Origin of the sequence: Pseudomonas capeferrum, assembly GCF_013523055.1 — a bacterium.
Taxonomy (GTDB): Bacteria; Pseudomonadota; Gammaproteobacteria; order Pseudomonadales; family Pseudomonadaceae; genus Aquipseudomonas; species Aquipseudomonas capeferrum_A.
This window is the reverse complement of record NZ_JAAMQM010000003.1, coordinates 33,209-56,324: the sequence shown is the minus strand read 5'-3', so window position 1 is coordinate 56,324 and position 23,116 is coordinate 33,209. Positions and strand designations below refer to the sequence as shown.

Genomic DNA, 23,116 nt, shown 5'->3' with positions numbered 1-23,116 from the left:
CGCGGATGTCGCTAGAGTGCCGACGTCAGTCGAACTTCCTTATTCATGCAACAAGCACGTGCCCATCCGCAGGGCGTCGGGGATGCATCATGGAATATTGGCCCTTGCGAGTGTCCGATACCGAGTTCCGCCTGAGTGTCGAGCAGACCGTCAGCCTGCTGTCGCGAGTGGGTGAACGGCACGGCAAGATGCTGGCCGCGGACATGCTCAGGCTGATCAGCGCCCAGGTGCCATTGGCGCAGTGCACCATTTTCGCCTACAGCCCCAATCGCAGCCCGCACATCGTCTCCTTCGCCAACCGCGCGCGGATGATCGAACTTTCGAGAATCTCCAGCAATTATGCCGAGCGCTTCTACAGTCTGGATGGTAATCAGCAAGCCATGGGAAAGCGCTCGAGCGCATCGGGTAGCGAGCCCATTCTGGTACAACGCCAGTCGGTTGACGACATCGTTCACCGGGACTACCGGCGCATCTGCTACGAACTGCCGCAGATATCCGAGCGCGTTGCCCTGCTCAACCACTGCGAAGATGATCGCTGGCTGTCGGTCAATTTCTATCGTGGCCGCGAACATGGCCAGTTTTCAGCCAGCGAGATCGACTTCATCGAAGCCGCAGCGCCTCTGATCATCCAGATCGTTCGCCTTCACTACCGAGCTTATCTGGAAGCTAACGAGATGCCGGCACTGCTCAGTGAACGCGTCATTGACCTGTACCCGGAACTGACCCGACGTGATCAGGAGCTGCTTAGACTGATGCTGGCCGGTGGCGAGATCGAGACCATCAGCACGTGTATGGGTATTCAAGTGTCTAGCGCTGCCACCTATATCAAACGCCTGTATCGCAAGCTGGGCATATCGGGCCAGCGCGAACTGCTCGCGCTGGCCACCCAGCCCAGGGGGTTGGTCATGCGCCACTAGGATCCAGGGAGCAAGCGTACTGGATATCCTCGGATACCTGCTGGCAGCCTGCGTCAACTGTCCTTGCAGGTACCCGTTAGCCGACAGTCAGGATCGGCTTTTCATTTTCGAATGTCCCCGGCAAACAAGCACAAGCAATGCCCCCGCTGCCGCCAGGGCCATGTCTTTCTGCGCATCCCAGGCATCGCCCTGAGCACCCACGACCGTCGAATTTTCGCCGCCCATGTACTGGCCGCCGATCCACTCCATCAGTTCGTAGAGCATGGACGTGGACAAGACGAACGACCACGCGATCAGTGACGCCCAAGCTCCCGTCAAGCGACACTTGGCCAGGACGATTTCTCGAAAGGGCAGGGCGGTCAGCAGGCCATAGCAGAGGTGCACGAAACGGTCGTAGTGGTTGCGGTCCCATCCGAACACCCCCCGGAGATCGGTGCCCGTCAACGCCGCAATCGCCGGCTCGTAAGGCACCTCGGGATAGGTGTAGTGGGTTCCGACTTCGTGCACACAGAGAAACAGCACGATCAGCAACCAAGACCTTGGCGACCAGTAGAACAGGTGCCGGGTGCACCAGACCGCCAGGGCGCCAATGGCTACCAGGCTGTTTTCGATCATCCAGGCATGGCGGTCCACCGGCGCCCATCCCAGCAGGACGAATACAACCAGAAATGCGCCCTGCAGCCATGCGCTGATCGTCTTAGTGCTTCCTGCCACCGTGCTCTCCTGACAGCTGAATGCAGCATCGCTCATCTTCAGAAAGCACGGGTATCGCGAAATTCATTTCCTCCAGGCCAGTGGCCAGCGCCATCAGGCGTATCGAGTCGGGTGTCTGCGTCAGCCTGGCGGATCCCATTCATGCGATGAGCGGAGCCAGCCTAATTTTCCGTCCCCGCCGCGCGTCTTCGATCCTGTGAGTCACGCACTTTCGCCTTCTCGGTGCCTTGTAGTCGCGCGTTCCGGCACGGCTCTCTTCGCCACCTCATGCAGGCCGACGGGTGCACCGAGGCACACCCTCGGTTTTTATCTTCCCCTCAGGAGCACAACGATGAGCACAGTGTTGGCCGAAAAGCCGGACGTCAGCCTCGACGAGGAAAAGGAATACCACTTCGAGGACAATCCGATCCTGGCCCGGCAGAAGCTCCAGGAATCCAATGCGCGCAGTTACCCGCGGCGTATCCCCCTGGCACTCAAGCGCGGTCGCGGCATCCATGTCGAGGATGTCGAGGGACGAGTGTTCATCGATTGCCTGGCCGGCGCGGGCACACTGGCGCTGGGGCACAACCACCCGGTGGTGATCGATGCCATACGCCAGGTGCTCGACGACGAATTGCCCCTGCATACCCTGGACCTGAGTACCCCGGTCAAGGACCGCTTCGTGCAGGATCTGTTCGCCGCGCTGCCACCGACCTTCGCCAGGCAGGCCAGGATCCAGTTCACCGGACCGACCGGCACCGACGCGGTAGAGGCGGCGCTGAAACTGGTACGCACGGCCACCGGCCGCAGTACCGTGCTGGCCTTCCAGGGCGGCTACCATGGCATGAGCCAGGGCGCGCTGAGCCTGATGGGCAACCTCAAGGCCAAGACGCCGCTGGGCTCGTTGCTGAACCATGGGGTGCAGTTCATGCCCTTCCCCTACGATTATCGTTGCCCGTTCGGGCTGGGTGGCGAGCAGGGCGTGCAGGTCAACCTGCGTTATCTGGACAACCTGCTCAACGATCCTGAGAGCGGCGTGCAGCCACCGGCTGCGGTGATCCTGGAAGTGGTACAGGGCGAGGGCGGAGTGATTCCCGCCGCCGACACCTGGCTGCGGGGCGTACGCGAAATCACCGCCAGGGCGGGTGTGGCGCTGATCGTCGATGAGATCCAGACCGGCTTCGGCCGCACCGGCAAGCTGTTCGCCTTCGAACACGCCCACATCGTGCCGGACGTGGTCGTGCTGTCCAAGGCCATCGGTGGCAGCCTGCCGTTGGCGGTGATGGTCTACCGCGACTGGCTGGACACCTGGCAGCCAGGCGCTCATGCCGGTACCTTCCGCGGCAATCAGATGGCCATGGCGGCTGGCTCGGCGGTGATCCGTCATATCCGCGACGAGAATCTGGTACAGCATGCTGCCACGGTAGGCCAGCGCCTGCGCGAGCGCCTGCTCGACCTGCAGCGGCATTTGCCCCAGGTGGGCGATGTGCGTGGGCGCGGGCTGATGCTGGGTGTCGAGGTGGTCGATCCACGCGGCCAGCCTGACGTACTCGGCCATCCGCCCGCGGATCCGGTGCTGGCCGGCCGCATCCAGCGCGAATGCCTCAAGCGCGGGCTGATCATCGAGCTGGGCGGTCGACACGGTAGCGTGGTGCGCTTCCTGCCCCCGCTGATCATTACCGGCGGGCAGATCGACGAGGTCGCGACGATATTCGACAAGGCCATGCACGCGGCCCTGATCGCGGTCTGAATTTCCTGACGCGCCGCTCGTATTGATAAAAAACCGGCACTGGCCGCCTGGCTATCCGACGTTCACCTTACGGAGAAACACTATGACCTCGGTATTCGATCGCGAAGACATCCTCTTCCAGGTAGTGGTCAACCATGAAGAGCAGTATTCCATCTGGCCCGATTACAAAGACGTCCCCAACGGCTGGCGCACCGTGGGCAAGAGCGGTTTCAAGAAGGAATGCCTGGCCTACATCGATGAAGTCTGGACCGACATGCGTCCGCTGAGCCTGCGCAAGCACATGGAAGCGCAGGCGCTTGGGAAACCGACGGCTGTCTAGGATGTAGGAGCGGTCTTGAGATCGAGTCACTCACGGGCGAAGCCCTTGCCATCCACCGCGTGATCCCTGTGGGAGCGGGTTTACCCGCGAAGCAGGCCACGCGATGCCTTGAGCCCGCGCTGCACATTCGGGCCCTGATAGTGTTTGTTCCCGCCATGGCGTATCCAGTAAAAGACTGGACACCCTAGCGGTCATGACGCGTCTTGACTCCCCCTCTGTCGGTCCTCGGCCGATCACCCTGAACCCATGGGTCCCGTCACGCCCCAACTGCTCCACCAGCCCGAACTCCCAATCCAGATACCCCTGCATCGGCTCGCGCGGGTTATCGGTACCTTCATAGGGCCGGCGATAACGGTCGGTACGCGGCACCGCCAAGTGCGTTTCGCCGCTCTCCAAGGCAAGGCCTGCCTCGATCCAGCGCGCGGTACCGCACTCGAGCACGTGCACCGGCTTGCCGGTCAATGCCTGCAGATCGACAGCTGCCTACGCGTACCGCTCGCCCTCAATCCAGTGCCCGCCCCAGACGCCAGTACCCCATGGAGGTCATGGCTCGTCGATCCAGGCCTCGTTCCCCCACCAGGTGTCTGCGAATGGCCATGACGGCTGCCGACTCGCCCGCCACCCAGGCGTACTGGGTCTCCCTCCTGATCGTCCGGGGCAACCATCTGCAACCGATCGCCTGGCTGGGCATGAGTCGCCCAGCGCGAGGCCGGGCCATTCTCGCCATGCAGCACAAAGTCCACCTCCACCTCACGGGCTTCGCTGCGCAGGGCACGGAGGGTGTAAGTGCGCATCGGCGGTTTGCGGGCCGGGTCCAGCGCACGCAGGCTTTGCTGCCAGTTGCCCGAGAGGGGCAGCTGCGACGGTTGGCCATCGGCCGTGGGGAACAGCAGCTTGATGCGCTGATCCGGCGCGAGGGTGCGCATACGATCGACCTGCGGGCCGGTAAAGACCAGGCGCGTGAGCGAAGGGCCGAGCACGATGCGCTGCTTGAGCTGGACATCGAAGATCCGGTAGCTGGGGCGCTTGGCAGGGAGCGCTTGAGTGACCCGCTCGCGCAGGGTCTTGGGCAGGTTGGTGAGCATTGCAAGAGCCGCCTTTGGAAGAAGGGTATGACCTACGGACGAGACGCTCGACTGGCGATTTAACGCCAGGCGCCTGCATGGATCAGGCATCGCGAGGCACGGCCCCCGAGGCCATGTCGGTAGCTGGGCCTTGGGCTAAATCGACTCGCGGCTGCTTCGTCTTTGAGGGATGACTGGGCCCTGTGGTCCCGCTTCCTATCGCTAAGGACGCATCGCATGAATGCCGAAAACTCGTTGAAACTCGCTCGCCGCTTTATCGAACTGCCGCCGGAAAAACGCCGTGTGTTCCTGGCGGGGCTACAGGCCGAAGGCGTCGATTTTTCCGTGTTTCCGATTCCGGCCGATGTTGCTCGCGACGACCGCGATGGCTTGTCCTACGCCCAGCGGCGCATGGCCTTCCTCTGGCAGCTGGACCCGCAAGGCGCTGCCTACAACCTGCCCATGGCGGTGCGCCTCAGAGGCGTCCTCGATACGCGTGCGCTGCAGCAAGCTTTCGACCGCCTGGTGGCGCGCCATGAGAGCCTGCGCACGTGCTTGCGCGTCGAGGGCGAGCAGCTGTGGCAGGAAGTGATGGCGTGCGCCGAGGTGGCCATCGTGGAGCATGACCTGAGCGCCCAGGACCCGGTACAACGCGAGACACGGGTCGCGGCGCTGGCCGAGGCCGAGGCGCAAGCACCCTTCGATCTGTCGCAGGGGCCATTGCTGCGCGTGCGACTCTTGAAGCTGGCCGCCGATGAGCACGTGCTACTGCTCACCCTGCACCACATCGTCGCCGATGGCTGGTCGCTCAATGTGCTGATCGATGAATTCGTGCGCTTGTACGATGCAGCCTGCCAGCACACCGAAGCGGCACTGCCGCCGCTGCCGATCCAGTACCGTGACTATGCCCTGTGGCAACGCAGCTGGCTGGAGGCTGGTGAACAGGACCGGCAATTGGATTACTGGCGCAACAAGCTGGGTGATGACCATTCGCCGCTGGACCTGCCGCTCGACCGCCCCCGTGGCGGTAAGCCGAGCTATCACGGGGCGCGTCACGAAATGCACATCGAGGCGGCGCTGGCCGAGCGCCTCAGGACCCTGGCCAGCGCCCAGGGCATGACCCTGTTCATGGTGCTGCTGGCATCGTTCAAGCTGCTGTTGCAGCGTTACAGCGGCCAGCGAGCGATCCGCGTCGGGGTGCCCGTCGCCAATCGCCATCGCACCGAGGTCGAAGGCCTGATCGGCTGCTTCATCAACACGCAAGTGCTGCACACCGACATCGACCCGATGCTGGACGTGAGCCAGTTGCTGAGCCGGATCAAGGACACCGCCCTGGGTGCCCAGGCGCATCAGGACCTGCCGTTCGAGCGGCTGGTAGAGGCCCTGGAGCTCGATCGCAGCGGCGCCCACAGTCCGTTGTTCCAGGTGCTGTTCAATCACCAGGCGGCCATCGCCGACGCCGGCCAGATCCGCCTGGGCAGCGGTTTGACGCTGGAAAAGGTCGCGCTGGACAAGCACAGCGCCCGGTTCGATCTGGCCCTGGATACCTACGAAAGCGCCGGGCGCCTGCATGCCGTGTTCACCTACGCGCTGGACGTGTTCGAAGACGCCACGATCGCCCGTCTCGGCCAGCATTGGCTGCGACTGCTGGAAGGGCTGACCCAGCCGTCGACAGGTCTCGTCGGCGAACTGCCCCTGGCTCTGCAGGCGTGTCCGCCCGCGGAGCACCGCGGCACGGCGGTGGAGGCCCACCTGGGCATCCACGACCTGATCGAAGCCGCCGCAAGCCGCGAGCCGCAGCGCCTGGCCGCGGTCTGCGAAAACGGGCGGATCAGCTACGCCACCCTGTGCTCACGTTCGGACGCCCTGGCGCAGGTGTTGCTGGATCGGGGTGTGCAAGCGGATCAGCGCGTCGGCGTGCTGGCCGATCGAACCAGCGAAATGCTGGTGGGGATCCTGGCCGTGCTCAAGGCCGGCGCAGCCTACCTGCCTCTGGACCCTGAACAGCCACGGGCGCGCTTGGACTTCATGCTTGCCGACAGTCACGTCCACTGGGTGCTGGGCCGGGCAGGGCAGGTCAGTCTGCCTCAGGGCGTCGCACTGATCGACCTGGAGAGCGACTATCCACCGGTTGCCCTGCGCAAGGCGCGGGTGCACGCCGACAACCTGGCCTATGTCATCTACACCTCCGGCACCACGGGCCAGCCCAAGGGCGTCGCGGTCAGCCACGGCGCCCTGGTCAACTACGTGCGCGGCGTGACCCAGCGCTTGCCGATGGACGAGATCCACAGCCTGGCGATGGTCACCACGCCGGCGGCCGACCTCGGTCACACCATGCTGTTCGGCGCATTGTGCTCCGGCAAGACCCTGCACCTGCTGCCCAAGGCGTCCGTCCTCGATGCGGAAGCGTTCGCCACCTACCTGCAAGCGCACGCCATCGATGCGCTGAAGATCGTTCCCTCGCACGTGCAGGCCATGCTGGCCGAGGGCGCGCGCGCCTTGCCCCGGCGCTGCCTGGTGATCGGCGGCGAAGCGTGCACCGTCGCCCTGCTGGGCCGGATCAAGACGCTGGCGCCGGCCCTGAGCGTGATCAATCACTATGGCCCCACCGAAACCACGGTCGGCGTCCTAACGCATGCCCTGGAAGACCAGCCGCTGCTCGGTCGCCCGCTGGACAACCTGCGCGCCTACACCCTGGACGGCTGCCTGCAGCCTGTTCCCGGCACGGCCAGAGGAGAGCTGTACATAGCTGGCGCAGGGCTCGCGCGCGGCTACCTGGGCCAGGCGGAACTGACCGCCGAGCGCTTCGTACCCGACCCCCACGGCGCTCACGGCACGCGGATGTACCGTACAGGTGACTGGGTACGACAGAACCGCGACGGCGAGCGGGTGTTCGCCGGGCGTATCGACGGTCAAGTGAAGATACGTGGCTACCGCGTCGAACTGGCGGAGATCGAGAGCTGCCTGCGTACGTTGCCGGGGATCGACAGCGGCGTGGTGCGTCTGCTGGGCGAAGAGGCCAATCGGCAACTGGTGGCCTATCTGGCGCCCCAGCACTGGCCGGTGGAAGAGGACGCTCGACAGGCCGTCGTCGACAGCCTTCGCGCGACGCTGAAGCAGACGCTCCCCGAGCATATGGTGCCGCACTACCTCATGCTGCTGGAGCGTCTGCCGGTGACCGCCAACGGCAAGGTCGACCGCAAGGCCCTGCCCGAACCCGTCGCCGCCACGGCCCGTTATCGAGCGCCCGAGACACCACTGCAAAGGCAGGTCGCGGCCATTTGGGCCGATGTGCTGCAGGTGCCGCAGGTCGGTCTTGACGACAATTTCTTTGCCTTGGGTGGGCATTCGTTGCTGGCCACCCAGGTGGTCTCGCGAATCAGGCAACAGCTGCATCTGGAGGTCGCGTTACGGCTGTTGTTCGACACACTGGATCTGGCAGGCTTCACGCAGGCGCTGCAGGCGCAGGATAAGGTCGAGGGAGGTGAGTTCCAGGTACTGGATCGCAATGAGCCAATGCCGGTGTCACATGCGCAGTATCGTCAGTGGATGTTCTGGAAGCTCAATCCTGACAGTACTGCCTACAACACACCGCTGGCAGTCAAGATCCGAGGCGTGCTCGACCTGGCAGCGGTACAGGCCGCAGTCGACGCGCTGATTGGTCGCCATGAAACATTGCGCACGATCTTCGTCGAGCAAGATGGCGTGCCCTGGCAGCGAATACGCCCTGCGCAACCGGCGACTATCGAATTCATCGACCTGGGTGTCGCTTCACCCGCGCAGGTGACTCGACAGCTGGATGCGTCGTTCTCATGCCCCCTGGATCTCGCACGCGGCCCGTTGATCCGAGTCAGCCTGTTCAAGACGGGCGAAGACGAACACCTGCTGGCAGTCCTGCTTCACCACATCGTATCGGATGGCTGGTCGATGAGCGTGATGGTTCGCGAGCTTGCGAGCAGCTATAACGCCCTGGTCCGCGGCCAGTCCCTTGCTGCCCCCGATCTGGCCATACAGTACGCTGACTATGCGGCCTGGCAACGACAGCGCCTGGCCGAGGGTCAGTTGCAGGCCCAGCTGTCTTATTGGAAGACGCGGCTGGAAGACGATTTCTCGGTCCTCGAGTTACCCGCCGATCGCCTTCGGCCTCAAGTCCAGAGTCACCGAGGCGGACGCATCGATGTCCGATTGCCCGCCGAGCTCACTGCCTCCCTGCGCCGGCTGGCGGTCGAGGCCAATGCGACGCTGTTCCACGTATTCCTGGCATCCTTCGCACTGCTGCTGTCACGGTACAGCGGCCGTGACACCCTGAATATCGGCATTCCGGTAACCAATCGCAATCGTCTCGAACTGGAAGGCTTGATCGGCTTTTTCGTCAATACGGTCATTGCCCGCCTTGGGGTGAATCCTGCACAGACCTTCAGTCAACTACTCGCATCGGTCAAGGAAACCACACTCCAGGCGCAGGCCAACAAGGATCTCCCGTTCGACGTATTGGTCGAGTCACTCAAGCCGGACCGTGGACTCGGCCACAATCCGCTGTTCCAGGTGATGTTCAATCATCTCCTGGACCTCGGCGAGCGTGTATCGCACGACAGCGTGCAGGGACTGCATGTAGAGGAAGTCCACTGGATCGAGCGGACCACGCAATTCGATCTGTCCCTCGATACCTTGGAGCGTTCCGACGGGGTGACTGCCTCGTTCAACTATGCTTCGGACTTGTTCGACGAGGACCGTATCCAGCGTCTGGCAGGACACTGGTTGACGCTCCTGCACGGTCTCGGTCAGTCCAGGGTCGCGGTTGCGCAGTTGCCCTTGCTGGATTCTCGGCAACATCGCCAGCTGGTTGAGACATGCAATCCGGCACCGCGGCCGGTCGCCGACCTGCAGTGCACCGTGCAACTGTTCGAACAGCAGGCGGCGTGGCGGCCAGAAGCGACCGCATTGGTGCTCGACGAGCAGAAACTGACGTACGGAGAGCTGAATCGCAGGGCCAACCGTCTTGCTCACCAGTTGCGCGAATGGGGCGTGGGGCCTGAAGTCCGGGTCGGCATCGCGATGGAGCGCAGTCTCGAACTGATCGTCGGTCTGTTGGGAATCCTCAAGGCCGGTGGCGCCTATGTGCCTCTGGACCCGGAATATCCTCATGACAGATTGACGCATATGGTGCTGGACAGCGGCATCCGTCTGCTGCTGACCGAGCCTCACATCAAGCCACGGCTGCCAGCGACCGAAGGTCTGGAGTGCCTTGAACGGATGGCCGATGAACAGGGTCTGGCGGCTTTCGATGAAAGCGATCCGGTACCGATAACGGCGCCAGCCAACCTTGCCTACGTGATCTATACCTCGGGGTCCACCGGCATGCCCAAGGGTGTGGCTATCGCTCGAGGCGAGCTGTCGACGTTCTGCCAGGTGGCCGCGGACTACTCGCGATTGACCCCTGAAGACAAGGTGTTGCAATTCGCCACGGTGAGCTTCGACGGTTTCGTAGAACAGCTCTATCCGGCGCTGTGCCGCGGCGCGCAGGTGGTCATGCGTGGCCGGGACCTGTGGGACATCGAGACACTGACCGACACGCTCCTGCGCCAGGGCGTGACCGTGGCGGACCTGCCGACCGCCTACTGGCGGCTGTTTGCCGCGCACATGCGCGGCGTCTCCTCGTGTGGGTCGCTGCGTCAGGTCCACGTGGGAGGCGAGGCCATGCCCCCGGAAGGGCTCAATGACTGGTTTGCCTCCAGCCTCAAGCAAGTCCGGCTGCTCAATACTTATGGCCCCACCGAGGCGACGGTAGTGGCGACCGTGTTCGACTGCACCTCGATCGAGCATGAACAGGTGACCAAGGCCAGCGTGCCGATCGGCAGGGCCATCGGAGGGCGCGCGACCTACCTGTGCGATAACGGCTTGTCGCTCGCTCCTGTCGGTCAGGTATGCGAGTTGCTGATAGGCGGGCGTGGTTGCCTGGCACGAGGGTATTTCAATCGTCCCGCCTTGACCGCCGAGCGTTTCATACCCGATCCATTCGATACCAGCGAAGAGGGCGGTGGTCGCCTTTACCGTACCGGGGATCTGGCCAGCTACCGTGTGGACGGTGTGCTCGAATACAGCGGGCGTATCGATCATCAGGTCAAAGTGCGCGGCTTCAGGGTCGAGCTGGGTGAAATCGAGGCCAGGCTGCTCGAACACGCGTCGGTTCGCGAGGCGGTGGTGCTGGCGCAGCCGACACCGAGCGGGGCGCAGTTGGTGGGTTATGTCGTGCCCGTCGACGCGCAGGCAGTCGCCGACGTCGAGGCGCAGCGGGCCTTGCGCGAGACGTTGCGTTCTGCTCTCAAGAACGACCTGCCCGACCATATGGTGCCCGCCCACCTGCTGCTGCTCGTCAAGCTGCCACTGTCGCCCAACGGCAAGCTGGATCGCAGGGCGCTGCCACAGGCCGACGCCAGGCTCTTGCAGCATGCCTATGTAGCGCCGAAAACCCTTTTGCAACAGCAGGTGGCGACGATCTGGGCGCAGGTCTTGCAGCTGGATAAAGTGGGCCTGGACGATCATTTCTTCGAATTGGGCGGGCACTCTCTGCTGGCGACGCGAATGATCTCGCGCTTGCGCCAGGCGCTTGGCATCGACGTATCGCTGCGGAGTGTGTTCGAAGCGCCAGTGCTGGCGGACTTTGTCGAACAGGCCACGCAAGGCGGCACGAAGGGTATCGGCGCTATCGAGCGCGTTCCACGCAGCCAGCCTCTGACACTTTCCTACGGCCAGCAACGTTTATGGTTCCTCTGGCAGCTCGACCGCCTGAGTGCCGCCTATCACATTCCCGCGGTGCTTCACTTGCAGGGCGCACTGAATGTCGAAGCCCTGCGGCAAAGCTTCCAAGCCTTGATCGCTCGACATGAACCGCTACGCACGACCTTCCTTCAGGACGGCGACCACGCCCGCCAAGTGATCCATGACTACCTGGAACTCGATTGGGAGCTCGAGACGCTGGAAACGGCTGATAGCGATGAAGCGGGAGCAAGGGTGGAGGAGGAGGTCCTGCGTCCGTTCGATCTGGAGCATGGGCCGCTGCTTCGCGTCCGATTGTTGCGACGAGCCAGTGACGAGCATGTGCTGGTGCTCACTCAGCATCACATCGTTTCCGATGGCTGGTCGATACCGATCATGGTGGATGAGCTTGTCCAGCTCTATGAAAGTCACCGAGAGGGTCGGGCATCGACACTGCCGGCGCTACAGATCCAGTACGCCGACTACGCGCGGTGGCAACGTAGCTGGATGGACAACGGTGAACGCGACCGGCAATTGGCCTACTGGCAGACACAGCTGGGAGGCGAGCAGCCGGTACTGCAACTGCCGATCGATCGCCCGCGTCCTGCCGTCCAGAGCCATGCCGGTGCACGGCACTGTCTGGTACTGGACGAGGCACTGGCACAGCGGCTCGCAACCTTCGCCCGAGGCCAGGAGGCGACGCTGTTCATGGTCTTGCTCGCGAGCCTGCAGGCACTGCTTCATCGGTATTCGGGGCAAGCCGATATCCGCTTGGGCGTACCTGTTGCCAATCGCACCCATTGGCAGACTGAACGGCTGATCGGCTTCTTCGTGAACACGCAGGTCATGAAGGCGGAATTCGATTCGCGGACCACCTTTGCCACCTTGCTGCAGCAGGTCAAGCAAGCGGCGTTGGGCGCGCAAATGCACCAGGACCTGCCTTTCGAACAATTGGTCGAGGCCTTGCAGCCTGAGCGCACCCAGAGCCACAGCCCGCTGTTCCAGGTCATGTTCAACCATCAAGCCCTCATTCAGCGCGAGCCGCGCAGTTTGCCGGGTCTGACGCTGCGCGACTGGCCACGGGAACAGCGTACGTCACAGTTCGACCTCACGTTCGATACTGCAGAAGCCGACGGCACGCTGCAGGCTTCGATCACGTATTCGACCGCTCTGTTCGACGGATCCACCATAGAGCGCCTGGGCCGACACTGGGTGCACCTGCTTGAAAGTATCGTCACACAGCCGCAGCGACGTGTCGCCGAGTTGCCGTTGCTGCGCGCGCATGAACAGCGGCAGATCATCGAACAGTGGAACGGCCCCCATGTCGATTATGCGCAGGATCTTTGCCTGCACCAGTTGATCGAACGACAGGTGCAGCGCACACCGCAGGCCACAGCCTTGAGTTTTGGCACCGAGCGATTGAGCTACGACGCTCTTAACCGCAGAGCCAATCGACTGGCGCATAGGCTCAGGCAGTTAGGTGTCGGTCCGGACGTATTGGTAGGCGTGGCGCTGGAACGAAGCTTCGAGATGGTGGTGGGCTTGCTGGCGATACTCAAGGCGGGAGGTGCTTATGTGCCCCTTGACCCGGAGTATCCACAGGATCGTCTGACGTACATGTTGAAGGACAGTGGCGTCCGGCTGTTGCTGACGCAACCCCATTTGCAGGTGCCGATCATGCCAGGGGTGCACTGTCTGGACGTCGGGGGCGGGGAACGCGCTTGGTCAGACTACGACGACGCCGACCTGGTCAACGAGGCCGTCGCGCTGAATCTGGCTTATGTGATCTATACCTCCGGATCTACGGGAAGACCCAAAGGCACGCAGCTGACGCATCATAATGTCGTGCGTCTGTTCCAGGCTACCAGGGAGGGGTTCGCGTTCGACGCCGATGACGTGTGGACGGTATTCCACTCCTATGCCTTCGATTTCTCCGTCTGGGAGTTGTTCGGCGCACTGCTGCACGGTGCGCGTGCAGTCATCGTGCCCAAGGACATAGCCCGGTCGCCGGAAGAGTTTCATGCCTTGCTTGTCCGTGAGCAGGTCACCGTGCTCAACCAGACGCCGTCGGCATTCAAGCAACTGATCCCGATTGCCTGTCAAGCCGGCATGACCGATCGCCTGGCGTTGCGCTATGTGGTGTTTGGCGGTGAGGCGCTCGATGTAGGCAGTCTGGCCCCTTGGTTCCAGCGCTTTGGCGACAACCGCCCGCACTTGATCAACATGTATGGCATCACCGAGACGACCGTCCATGTGACTTATCGCCCGTTGAGTAAGCAGGACGTGCGACGGAGCATCGCCAGTCCGCTGGGCACTGTAATTGCGGACCTGTCATGGTACTTGCTGGACCATGACTTCGAGCTGACCTTGCAGGGCTGCCATGGTGAGCTGCACGTGGGCCAGGCCGGGCTGGCCCGAGGTTACCTGAACCGTCCGGGATTGACCGCCGAGCGCTTCGTACCCGACCCGTTCGATAGCCATGGAAAAGGAGGAGGGCGGCTATATCGCACCGGGGACCTGGCGCATTATCGAGCCGACGGGGTCATTGAATACACTGCTCGCATCGATCATCAGGTAAAGGTGCGTGGTTTCCGCATAGAGTTGGGTGAGATCGAGGCCTGTCTACGTGGCCAGAGCACCGTGCACGAGGCCGTGGTGCTTGCCCATGAAGGGGCGAGCGGAGCGCAGTTGGTGGCTTATATAGTGCCTGCTGACAGCACAATCCTGCACACCGCGCAGCTACAGGCCGCGGCTCGTGACACGCTGCGTGGCGCGCTCAAGTCGGCACTCGCGGACTATATGGTTCCGGCCCACTTGATGTTCGTGGACAAACTGGCACTCACGCCCAATGGCAAGCTGGATCGCAAGGCACTTCCCAGGCCTGAGGCGAGCCAGCTGCAGCAGGGCTACAGTGCGCCCCATGACGGATTGGAAGAACGGGTAGCGGCTGTCTGGGCCGATGTCCTGAAACTGGAACGGGTAGGCCGAGACGATAATTTCTTCGATCTTGGTGGGCACTCCCTGCTGGCCACGCAAGTGGTAGCACGAGTGCGCCAGCGGTTGGCATCCACCCTCGAGCTCAGAGACCTGTTCGATCATCCGAGGCTGGCGGACTTCGTGGCACGGATCACACCCGCCGTGCAGGACTGCGCTCGACATGGCGTGGCCTTGCGCGCCTGGCCAGGCAAGCGCACTGCGCCCTTGGCGCTGGTGCAACGCAGGCTGTGGGTGGTCGAACAGTTGTCACCAGGGACCGCTGCCTACGGCATGCCGATGGCCGTGCGTCTGCGGGGTGAGCTATCCATCAATCTCTTGCAGGCCAGCTTGCAGTCGCTGATTCGCCGACACGAGGTGCTGCGCACGACCTATGGTCAGGACGAAGAGGGCGAGCCGATCGCCTTGATCTTGCCGCAGCTCACGCTCGACCTGCCGTTCACAGACCTGTCCGAGATGAGCCGTGCCGAACAGGCAGTGCAGATTGCCGCGCTGGCCCTGGAAAACGAAACTCATCCTTTCGTGCTCGAACAGGCACCGTTGTTGCGCATGCAGGTTGCACGGCTGGGTCCTCAGGAGCATGTGCTGTTCTACTCCATGCACCACATCATCTCCGATGGATGGTCGATGGCGGTGCTGGCCAACGAGCTGGTCGAAGTGTACGGCCGCCTTCGCGCAGGCCATACGACGCCGTTGCCCGAGCTTGCCTTGCAGTATTCGGACTTCGCCCTCTGGCAGCAGGAGCTGCAACGCACCGGCTTGCTGGAGAAGCAGGCGGCATATTGGAAAAGTGCGCTTGGCGGGTATTCCGGGTATCTGCCATTGCCGGTACGCCGGCCACGACCCACGCAGCCGTCTCACGCCGGTGGCTGTGTATCGTTTGCCTTGACGCGTGCCACGAGCGAAGGGCTCGCGGCGCTTGCCGCTCAGGCTCAGGTGACCCTTTACACCGTCATGCTGGCGGTATTCCAAGCGTTTCTGCACCGTATCGCGCGCACCCAGGATGTGGTGGTCGGGGTCGACTTTGCCGGTCGCCAGCAAGCTGAGCTCGAAGGCTTGATCGGTTTCTTCGTCAATGTCCTGCCGCTTCGCTCGCAGCAGGCCCCCGGCGAGTCCTTCACGACGCTTCTTGGCAAGTGCCGTGACCAGTTGCTCACTGCATTCGAGCACCAGGACCTGCCATTCGACATGATCGTGGAAGCCGTCCAGGCGCCTCGGCACAAGGGCATCAGCCCCTTGGTGCAGGTGCTCTTCGTGATGAACAACGTTCCCTTGGGCAGCCGTGGCATCGAGGGATTGAGCGTGGAGCCGCTGCCGAGCCTGTCGGAACAATCGAAGTTCGACATAGCCTTGTTCATCGAGCAAGGGCAGGACCAGGGAGTGAGCGGCCAGTGGCGATACGCTTGTGCGTTATTCGAAGAGGCCGAGATCCAGACGTTCGTGGACGGCTGGGTAGGAATGCTCGAACAGATCGTCAAAGACCCAGGTATCAAGATGAAAGACATGAACATGCCTATGGAGAATGCCCAAGCGCCGACGCCGATGCCCCCCGGCGCGGGCAGCAAGAGCAACAAGTTGGACAAGTTCCTGAAAAAATCTCAGGTGCGTACGACGACTGAAACACTGCGTCCGATTCGCGAGTCGCTGCTGGTACCTACCCAAGACTTTCCCCTGGTGCTGGAGCCTACTGATCCGGACCTGGATGCAGTGCGCTGGATCGAAGCCAACCGACCCTACCTCGAGGAAAAGCTGGCGCGTCATGGCGGCATCCTGTTCCGTGGGTTCTCCATACGTGACAGCCAGGCCTTCGAGGCCTTCGCCGAGGCCGTGCAGCCAGGTCTCTATGGCAATTATGGTGACCTGCCGAAGCAGGAAGGTGGGCAAAACACCTATCGCTCCACGCCTTATCCCGAAAAAAAGATGATCCTGTTCCACAACGAAAGCGCTCATCAGGACAGCTGGCCGAGAAAGCAGTTGTTCTTCTGCGAACAGCCATCACCGGTCGGTGGCGCGACTCCGGTCGTCGATTGCCGACAGATGTACCTCAGGCTTCCGGAGACGCTGCGGCACACGTTCGAGCGCAAAGGGCTGCTCTACGTGCGCACCTTCACCGGCAAGCTGGATGTTTCCTGGCAGCACTTTTTCAAGACGCAGAGCCGCGACGAGGTAGAGGCGCGTTGCCGTGCCTCGGGCATCGATTGGCGCTGGCTGGCCGATGACGAACTGCAGATCCGTACGCCATGCCCGGCAATCATTACTCACCCGTTGACCGGGGCACGCTCCTTCTTCAATCAGGTACAGCTGCACCATATCCATTGCCTCGATGCTGACGTGCGTGAAGACTTGCTGGCCATGTTCGGCATCGAGCGTATGCCGAGGAACGTCTACTACGGCGACGGCTCACCCATCGAAGACGAGGTCATGTCATTGATCGGGGCGCTCTACGAGCAATGCGCAGTGCGGTTCGACTGGCGCAAGGGGGATGTGATTCTCCTGGACAACATGTTGGTCGCCCACGCCCGTGATCCATTCGAAGGGCCACGCAAGATCGTGGTTGCCATGGGCGACATGGTCGATCGTTCCAGCTTGGCGGCGCCTTGCATGTCGCTGTCCAAGCCCACCGCGGAGACATCAGCATGACTGAAGCGATGGTAGGAACTCGGAACAGTGGCGTGGCGCTTTGCCCGGAGCAGCAACGTCGGGTTCGGTCGCTGGCAAGTGCTCGTACCTTTGGCGAAGCGGTACACGAAGTCATGCTGGAGATCCATGGCGAGCTCGACCTCGCGCGTTTGCAACGGGCAGTGTCGGAGCTGCCAAATCTGCATCCGGTGCTCGCTGCACGCCTGCGCCAGCTGCAGGGCTTCCATGGTCTGCGCTTTTGCGAGGGTGCGGGAGCGACGCCTGCGCTTGGCGTGGAACCGACCGTTCTGCCTGCCCAAGCCCTGGAGCGGCGACTCGAAGCCTGGCGCGGACGTGCATTTTCGATGGAGCAAGAACCCTGGGTCGATGCACTGCTGCTACAGCGCGATGAAAATCTCTGGTTACTGACGCTGGCCATACCCTGTTGCTTGGTCGACAGCTTTGGCCTGGCACTCATCGTCGACGGGCTGGCAAGCCTCTATGCACGGGCTGGAACTGCCCTGCCTGCAGAGGCTCCACGCGTCGAGCAATACCTGGAGTGGCGTGCCGAGACAGCGATGGACGAAGACGCGGAGACTGCCGCGCACTACTGGCGCAGTTACATGCACAAGAATGCCGACTTGCCTGGGCAATTGCCTTATCGTCTGGGCGAGCCCGAGGGACTGAGGGCTGAACGCGCCCAGCTTGCCTTGACTCCGTTGTTGCGCGCCGGCCTGCAACGCCAGGCCGCGGAGATGGAGGTCACCCCGACACAGCTGCTGCAAGCGGCCTGGTGGGCACTGTTGAGCCGGATCAGCGAGCACTCCGCGTTCCTGGCCCATTGGACGCATGACAGCCGAGAAGACTACGAGTACTTCGCCTCTTGCGCAGGCGTGTTCGAAAAGGCATTGCCGTTGCAGGTGAGCATTGATCCCGCACAGGCATTCGGTCATTGGGCAAAAGCGCTGGCTGCGGTTCAGGAACAGCACATTGTCTGGCAGGAGTACTGGACTGCTCCGCAGGGTGCGCACCCTGCGTTCGGCTTTGCCACGCTGCGCGACACGCCGGAGTCGATCGCTGCATCGCAGGGGTGGATCGCAGTGCGCGCGCCGCAGCAATGCCTGGCTTACGAACTGCTGTTGCAGGTTCGGCTATCGGCGGCGGGGGAATGCAGCGAACTGCTGCTGGATTTCCTTCCCGAGTGCTACAGCGCATCGAGCGTCGAACGGCTGCTTGGACACTATCTTGCCTCGCTGCATGCCCTCATCGCCGACCCCATGACTGCTATCGGTGAGATCAATCTGGTGGACGAAGCGGAGCAGGTTCGTCTACTGGCATTGAATCCGCCCGCCGAGAGCGAGGCGCCCAGGCTTTTGATGCAACAGGTGCGACACTGGGTAGCCTGCAGGCCAGAGCACGACGCCGTGGTCTGCGCTGACGAACGCCTGACTTACGCTACGCTCGACCTGCGCGTGCGTGCGCTTGCGGCAGCGCTTGCCAGGCATGGCTTGAGCGAGGGTAGCGTGGCCGCCATCGCCTTGAGCCGATCAAGCGACTGGGTAGTCGCAGCGCTTGCCACCTGGTGGATAGGCGCCGCCTATGTGGCCGTCGATCCACAATGGCCAGTGTCGCGGCAACTCGAGAGGATAGCTCAGGCCGATGCCCATCTGGTGATCGGCAGGCAGGCGACGTGCGCAGCGCTGTCTGGACAAGGTCTGCCGCTGGTTGATCCCCGATCCTGCTCAGGCATGTCGCCCAGCGAATGCCCCCCTGCGCACCCTTGGCAACGGCACGAAGCGGCCTACGTGCTGTTCACCTCGGGTTCCACGGGCATGCCCAAGGGCGTGGTCATCGAGCACCGACATCTGGCCAACTATCTGAGCGGAGCAAGCGAGGTCATGGGACTGCAAACGTGCTCGCAGTTCGCTGTGACCTCTACCGTAGCGGCCGACCTGGGCTACACCACGCTCTTTGGCGGACTCTACAGCGGCGGCTGTCTGCACATAGCGGACGAAGACATCCTGCGCAGGCCCGATCGTTTTGCCGCGTACCTGGAAGAAGAAGCGGTGGACTGCCTGAAGATCGTTCCTTCGCACCTGGCGGCCTTGTTGGAAACCGAGCATCCTCGCTTGCCCGCGACGCTGATCCTGGGTGGAGAACCACCCGCACCCAGGTTGATCGCGCGTATCTTCGAAATACGCCCGGATTGCCGGCTTTACAATCACTACGGCCCCACCGAGGCCACCGTCGGCGTGATGGTCCAGGCGCTGACACCGCCAGTTGGCGAGCAGGCCAGGATCGCGCTCGATACCGTGCTGCCCGGCAATCAGGTATACGTGCTCGATTCAAGGCTGCGGCTCGTACCGCCCGGTGCTTTGGGCGAACTGTACATCGGCGGTCAGCAGGTATGCCGTGGCTACCTGCAGGCCGACAGAGAAGGCGACGTGTTCGTCGATAGCCCCTTTGTGCTTGGCGAGCGGCTTTATCGTACCGGCGACCTCGCACGTTACCGGCCGCAGGGAGGCCTCTATTTGCAGGGCCGAAAGGATCAACAGTTCAAGGTCAATGGCTTCCGAGTCGAACCGGGTGAGATCGAAGCCGAGCTGTTGCGCCAAGCGTTTATCAAGGAAGCAGCGGTGCTGGCAGTGCCGGTCGATGCCGACCCCGGCGTCATGCAGCCGGTCGCCTTCGTGGTAGTGCGAGAGGGCGAGGCAGATCCACTCCTGGCGATTCGTAGCGAGCTGGCTTCGCGGCTGCCGTCAGCATTGGTGCCACGACGCATCCATGTCATGGAGGGCCTGCCGCGGTTGGCCAATGGCAAGATCGACCGACAAGCTCTGGCGATGCTCGGTGCGCCTGAGGAGCACGAGGTCTGCGACCCTCCGCGCGATGCATTCGAGGCGCTCCTGGTAGCGCGCATGTCGCGATTGCTGGGAAAGGAAACGCTGGGGATTCACCAGGACTTCTTCGCGGCCGGCGGTCACTCCTTGCTGGCCATCAAGCTGGTCGCCGGGATTCGCAAGGTCCTGCGTTGCGAAATAAGCCCAGGCGTCGTTTTCGACCATCCCACAGTGGCCAGCTTGACCCAGGCCTTGCGTGAGCTTCCGGGGACAGACCCGCAACAGATGGAAGCTACGGCGCGGGCCTACCTGCAACTGGAAACACTGTCGCCAGAGCAACGCGCCGTGCTCGAGGAAAAGGCTCGCCAACTGCGCGAAACCCACGTCTGATCGACGCTGCAAGCGGACCCTGAGGCGCAGGGCCCGCTCACTGCAGGCGCCTGGGAAAAATTGTGAATAGGTTTGATTCCGGTTTCCAATTACTCGTGCGTCTTATCTACGCCTTTATCCAGACGCGATTTCCGACACAGATCGGGACGGCTCAAGGCAGCTGCAAAAGATCGCGCCTCCATTCAAAAAACTCGACAGCAGGGTAATTTCATGAGATTTGGGGATCGACAAGGACAGGATAAAGCGGTTCCGATGCCAAGGAGGGCACAGCTCCGCTTATCGGTGGCTGCCGCGCTATTGACCTTGGCCCATACGGCGCTCGCCGCGCCGGTCAGCATCAATATCCCCAAGCAGCCGCTGGACAGCGCATTGCGCGAGTTCGGCCAGCAGACTGGCTTGCAGCTCCTCTACTCCGCTGATCTGGTTCGTGATGCCCACTCCTCGAAGGTGTCCGGCACGCTGGAATCGGAAACCGCCTTGCAAATGCTCTTGAACGGAACCGGCTATGGCTTCCGCATCGAGCAGGGGACGGTGATCCTCGAGCCTGCGGCTGCCCATACAGGCGGTATCACCTTGGAGTCGACAGCCATTACCAGCCAGGGGATGGGTGAAATGACCGAGAATAGCGGCTCCTATACCACTGGAGCCGTCAGCGTAGGCTCCAAGACGCCGACCAGTTTGCGCAACACGCCTCAGTCGGTCACGGTGATGACCAGGCAGCTGCTTGAAGACAAGAGCGTCAACAGTCTTGAAGATGCACTGAAGTCCGCACCGGGGGTGACCGTTCAAAAGACTACCAGTGATACCTACGAGTTCTACTCGCGCGGGTTCAATATCGACAGTATCCAGATCGACGGCGCGGCGCCCATGGCGTTGTCGTCTGTCGCTACCAGTTTCTATTCCCGCAGGCTTTACAACCTGGTCGAGTTCGACCATATCGAAGTACTGCGCGGATCCGGCGCCTTGTTCGGTGGTGTCGGCGACCCAGGCGGCGTGGTCAACCTTGTACGCAAACGCGCGTTACCTGACTTCCAGCTGAAATTCGAGGCGGCGGCAGGCTCCTGGGACAATTATCGCTCGCAGATCGACTTGACTGGCCCCTTGACCGAAAGCGGAAACGTACGGGGCCGTCTGGTCACCGCCTATGCGGATCGACAGTATTTCACCGACAACCTGGCGACTGAAAAACCGACGGTCTACGGGGTCATGGAAGTCGACCTGACGCCGAACACGACGTTCACCCTCGGTGGCATGTACGAACGCACGCATTCCAATTCGTCCCTGGGTCTGCCGCGCTATACCACCGGCGCCGACATAGGACTGCCGCGTCACACCAGTCTGGGCCAGAATTGGTCCTACATGGACAATACCTCGCAAGAGATATTCACCAAGCTGGACCATTACTTCGATAACGACTGGAAGCTCAACGTTTCCTATACCAATACCCGTGACGCCGGCAAGGCGCTGGCCGCGGTGACCGGCAACGCGGTGAACCCTGTGACTCTGGCCGGTCCGGTATGGCGAGCCAGCTACAACGTGTACTCGACCAGTCAAGATCTGCTCGACACCAACCTGTCCGGCCACTTCGATGCGTTTGGTCGTGAGCATGAGTTTGTCATCGGTAGCGATTATCAGCGGGTGACGAGCCGTTGGCAGGGCGCCGGCGTGTTCACGGGTACCGGAGTGCCGCTGGACGTGTTCGATCCCGGTTATTGGGAGCCGACCTCGATTTCATTGGCCACGGCCCGCGACTATAGCCCTAACACGCAGGAACAGTACGGCCTCTATACCCGGCTGTCCTTGCAGGTCGCCGACCCTCTCAAGTTCATCCTGGGTGGTCGTCTGGCGCGCTACCACTTCGAGCAGACGTACACCAACGCGGGTGTCGTGCAGAGCGATATCGACATGCGGGAACCGAGTCGCTTCGTCCCTTATGTAGGCGCGATCTATGACCTGGACGATCAGTGGTCACTCTATGGCAGCTACTCGAAGATATTCAAACCCCAGCAGAGCTATCTGAAAGGGCCGATTGGCAGCAACGACGTACTTGAGCCACTGGTCGGTAATACCTCTGAAGTGGGCATCAAGGGCGAGTTGTTCGATGGTCGTTTGAACGCCAGCATGGGCGTGTTCTATACCAAACGTAAACATGGAGCGGTTGAAGACACCAACTATCCACAAGCCTCGGTACTTTACGGCGGTAGTTGCTGTTACCTGAACCAGGGTGAAGTGATCAGCAAGGGCGTCGAGATGGAAGTTTCGGGCGAGCTTGCGGAACACTGGATGCTCATGTCCAGCTACGTTTACAACTACAACAAGAATCGCTCTGACAGCAATGCCTTGAGCACCATCACGCCCAAGCATCAGTTCAAGCTGTGGACGACTTATCAAATGCCTGGCGTACTGTCTGACTTGACCGTGGGTGGCGGGGTCAACCTGCAAAGCGCGACATACGTCAGCGGCACAACTTCTCGAGTGGATGGCGAGGGTACGGTGGTTGAACGCAATATCCCGTTCGACTACAAGCAAAGCGGCTATGCCGTCTGGGATGCCTTGGTCAAATACCGCGTGGATGACCACTGGACCCTGTCCTTGAACGGCAACAATCTCTTTGACAAGCGCTACTACCAGACGGTCTCCAGCGCAGCGAACGGTAACTTCTATGGTGAACCTCGTAACTACATGCTTACCCTGCGCGGCGAGTTCTAGTCACGAGGAATTCGACGCTTATTGATACGCGCCTTAAATAAAGCAAGTCATGCCGTGCAGCGATG

General features: G+C 62.0%; 7 protein-coding genes and 2 pseudogenes. 6 read left to right on the top strand and 3 right to left on the bottom strand.

The window, feature by feature from the left end; translation table 11 throughout:
- Positions 1-89: 89 nt before the first annotated feature.
- Positions 90-917, top strand: a complete 828-nt coding sequence (locus tag G7009_RS04225) for a helix-turn-helix transcriptional regulator (RefSeq protein WP_181128738.1) — start codon at positions 90-92, stop codon at positions 915-917.
- 87 nt (positions 918-1,004) lie between these two features.
- Here the strand turns inward: G7009_RS04225 and G7009_RS04220 are convergent, their stop codons facing one another.
- A complete protein-coding gene (locus G7009_RS04220) occupies positions 1,005-1,631 on the bottom strand; it encodes a DUF2238 domain-containing protein (protein ID WP_308813307.1) in 627 nt (208 codons plus the stop codon).
- Between the two features lie 331 nt (positions 1,632-1,962).
- Between G7009_RS04220 and G7009_RS04215 the strand changes: the two genes are divergently transcribed.
- Positions 1,963-3,360, top strand: a complete 1,398-nt coding sequence (locus G7009_RS04215; RefSeq protein ID WP_181128734.1) for an aspartate aminotransferase family protein — start codon at positions 1,963-1,965, stop codon at positions 3,358-3,360.
- Between the two features lie 82 nt (positions 3,361-3,442).
- A complete protein-coding gene (locus G7009_RS04210) occupies positions 3,443-3,679 on the top strand; it encodes an MbtH family protein (RefSeq protein WP_181128732.1) in 237 nt (78 codons plus the stop codon).
- 231 nt (positions 3,680-3,910) lie between these two features.
- Here the strand turns inward: G7009_RS04210 and G7009_RS27460 are convergent.
- Both G7009_RS27460 and G7009_RS04205 read right to left on the bottom strand, forming a co-directional pair.
- Positions 3,911-4,162, bottom strand: a pseudogene (locus G7009_RS27460) (rhodanese-related sulfurtransferase); the annotation flags it as partial.
- Between the two features lie 19 nt (positions 4,163-4,181).
- A pseudogene (locus G7009_RS04205) lies at positions 4,182-4,764 on the bottom strand (siderophore-interacting protein).
- 216 nt (positions 4,765-4,980) lie between these two features.
- Between G7009_RS04205 and G7009_RS04200 the strand changes: the two are divergent.
- From G7009_RS04200 to G7009_RS04190, 3 genes are all read left to right on the top strand, one after another.
- On the top strand, positions 4,981-17,133 hold the full coding sequence (locus tag G7009_RS04200) for a non-ribosomal peptide synthetase (protein WP_181128731.1): 12,153 nt from the start codon (positions 4,981-4,983) through the stop codon (positions 17,131-17,133).
- The gene (locus G7009_RS04195) at positions 17,130-20,342 is read left to right on the top strand and encodes a non-ribosomal peptide synthetase (RefSeq protein WP_181128729.1); all 3,213 of its coding nucleotides are present in this window, start codon (positions 17,130-17,132) and stop codon (positions 20,340-20,342) included. The genes G7009_RS04200 and G7009_RS04195 overlap by 4 nt, the downstream gene beginning before the upstream one ends.
- Positions 20,343-20,594: 252 nt before the next feature.
- On the top strand, positions 20,595-23,051 hold the full coding sequence (locus G7009_RS04190) for a TonB-dependent siderophore receptor (protein WP_181128727.1): 2,457 nt from the start codon (positions 20,595-20,597) through the stop codon (positions 23,049-23,051).
- The last annotated feature ends 65 nt before the right edge of the window (positions 23,052-23,116 follow it).

What these genes read in the sequence shown, in the direction of transcription:
- G7009_RS04225 (WP_181128738.1), top strand. Translation starts at nt 90, where the DNA reads ATGGAATATTGGCCCTTGCGAGTGTCCGATACCGAGTTCCGCCTGAGT.
- G7009_RS04215 (WP_181128734.1), top strand. Translation starts at nt 1,963, where the DNA reads ATGAGCACAGTGTTGGCCGAAAAGCCGGACGTCAGCCTCGACGAGGAA.
- G7009_RS04210 (WP_181128732.1), top strand. Translation starts at nt 3,443, where the DNA reads ATGACCTCGGTATTCGATCGCGAAGACATCCTCTTCCAGGTAGTGGTC.
- G7009_RS04200 (WP_181128731.1), top strand. Translation starts at nt 4,981, where the DNA reads ATGAATGCCGAAAACTCGTTGAAACTCGCTCGCCGCTTTATCGAACTG.
- G7009_RS04195 (WP_181128729.1), top strand. Translation starts at nt 17,130, where the DNA reads ATGACTGAAGCGATGGTAGGAACTCGGAACAGTGGCGTGGCGCTTTGC.
- G7009_RS04190 (WP_181128727.1), top strand. Translation starts at nt 20,595, where the DNA reads ATGCCAAGGAGGGCACAGCTCCGCTTATCGGTGGCTGCCGCGCTATTG.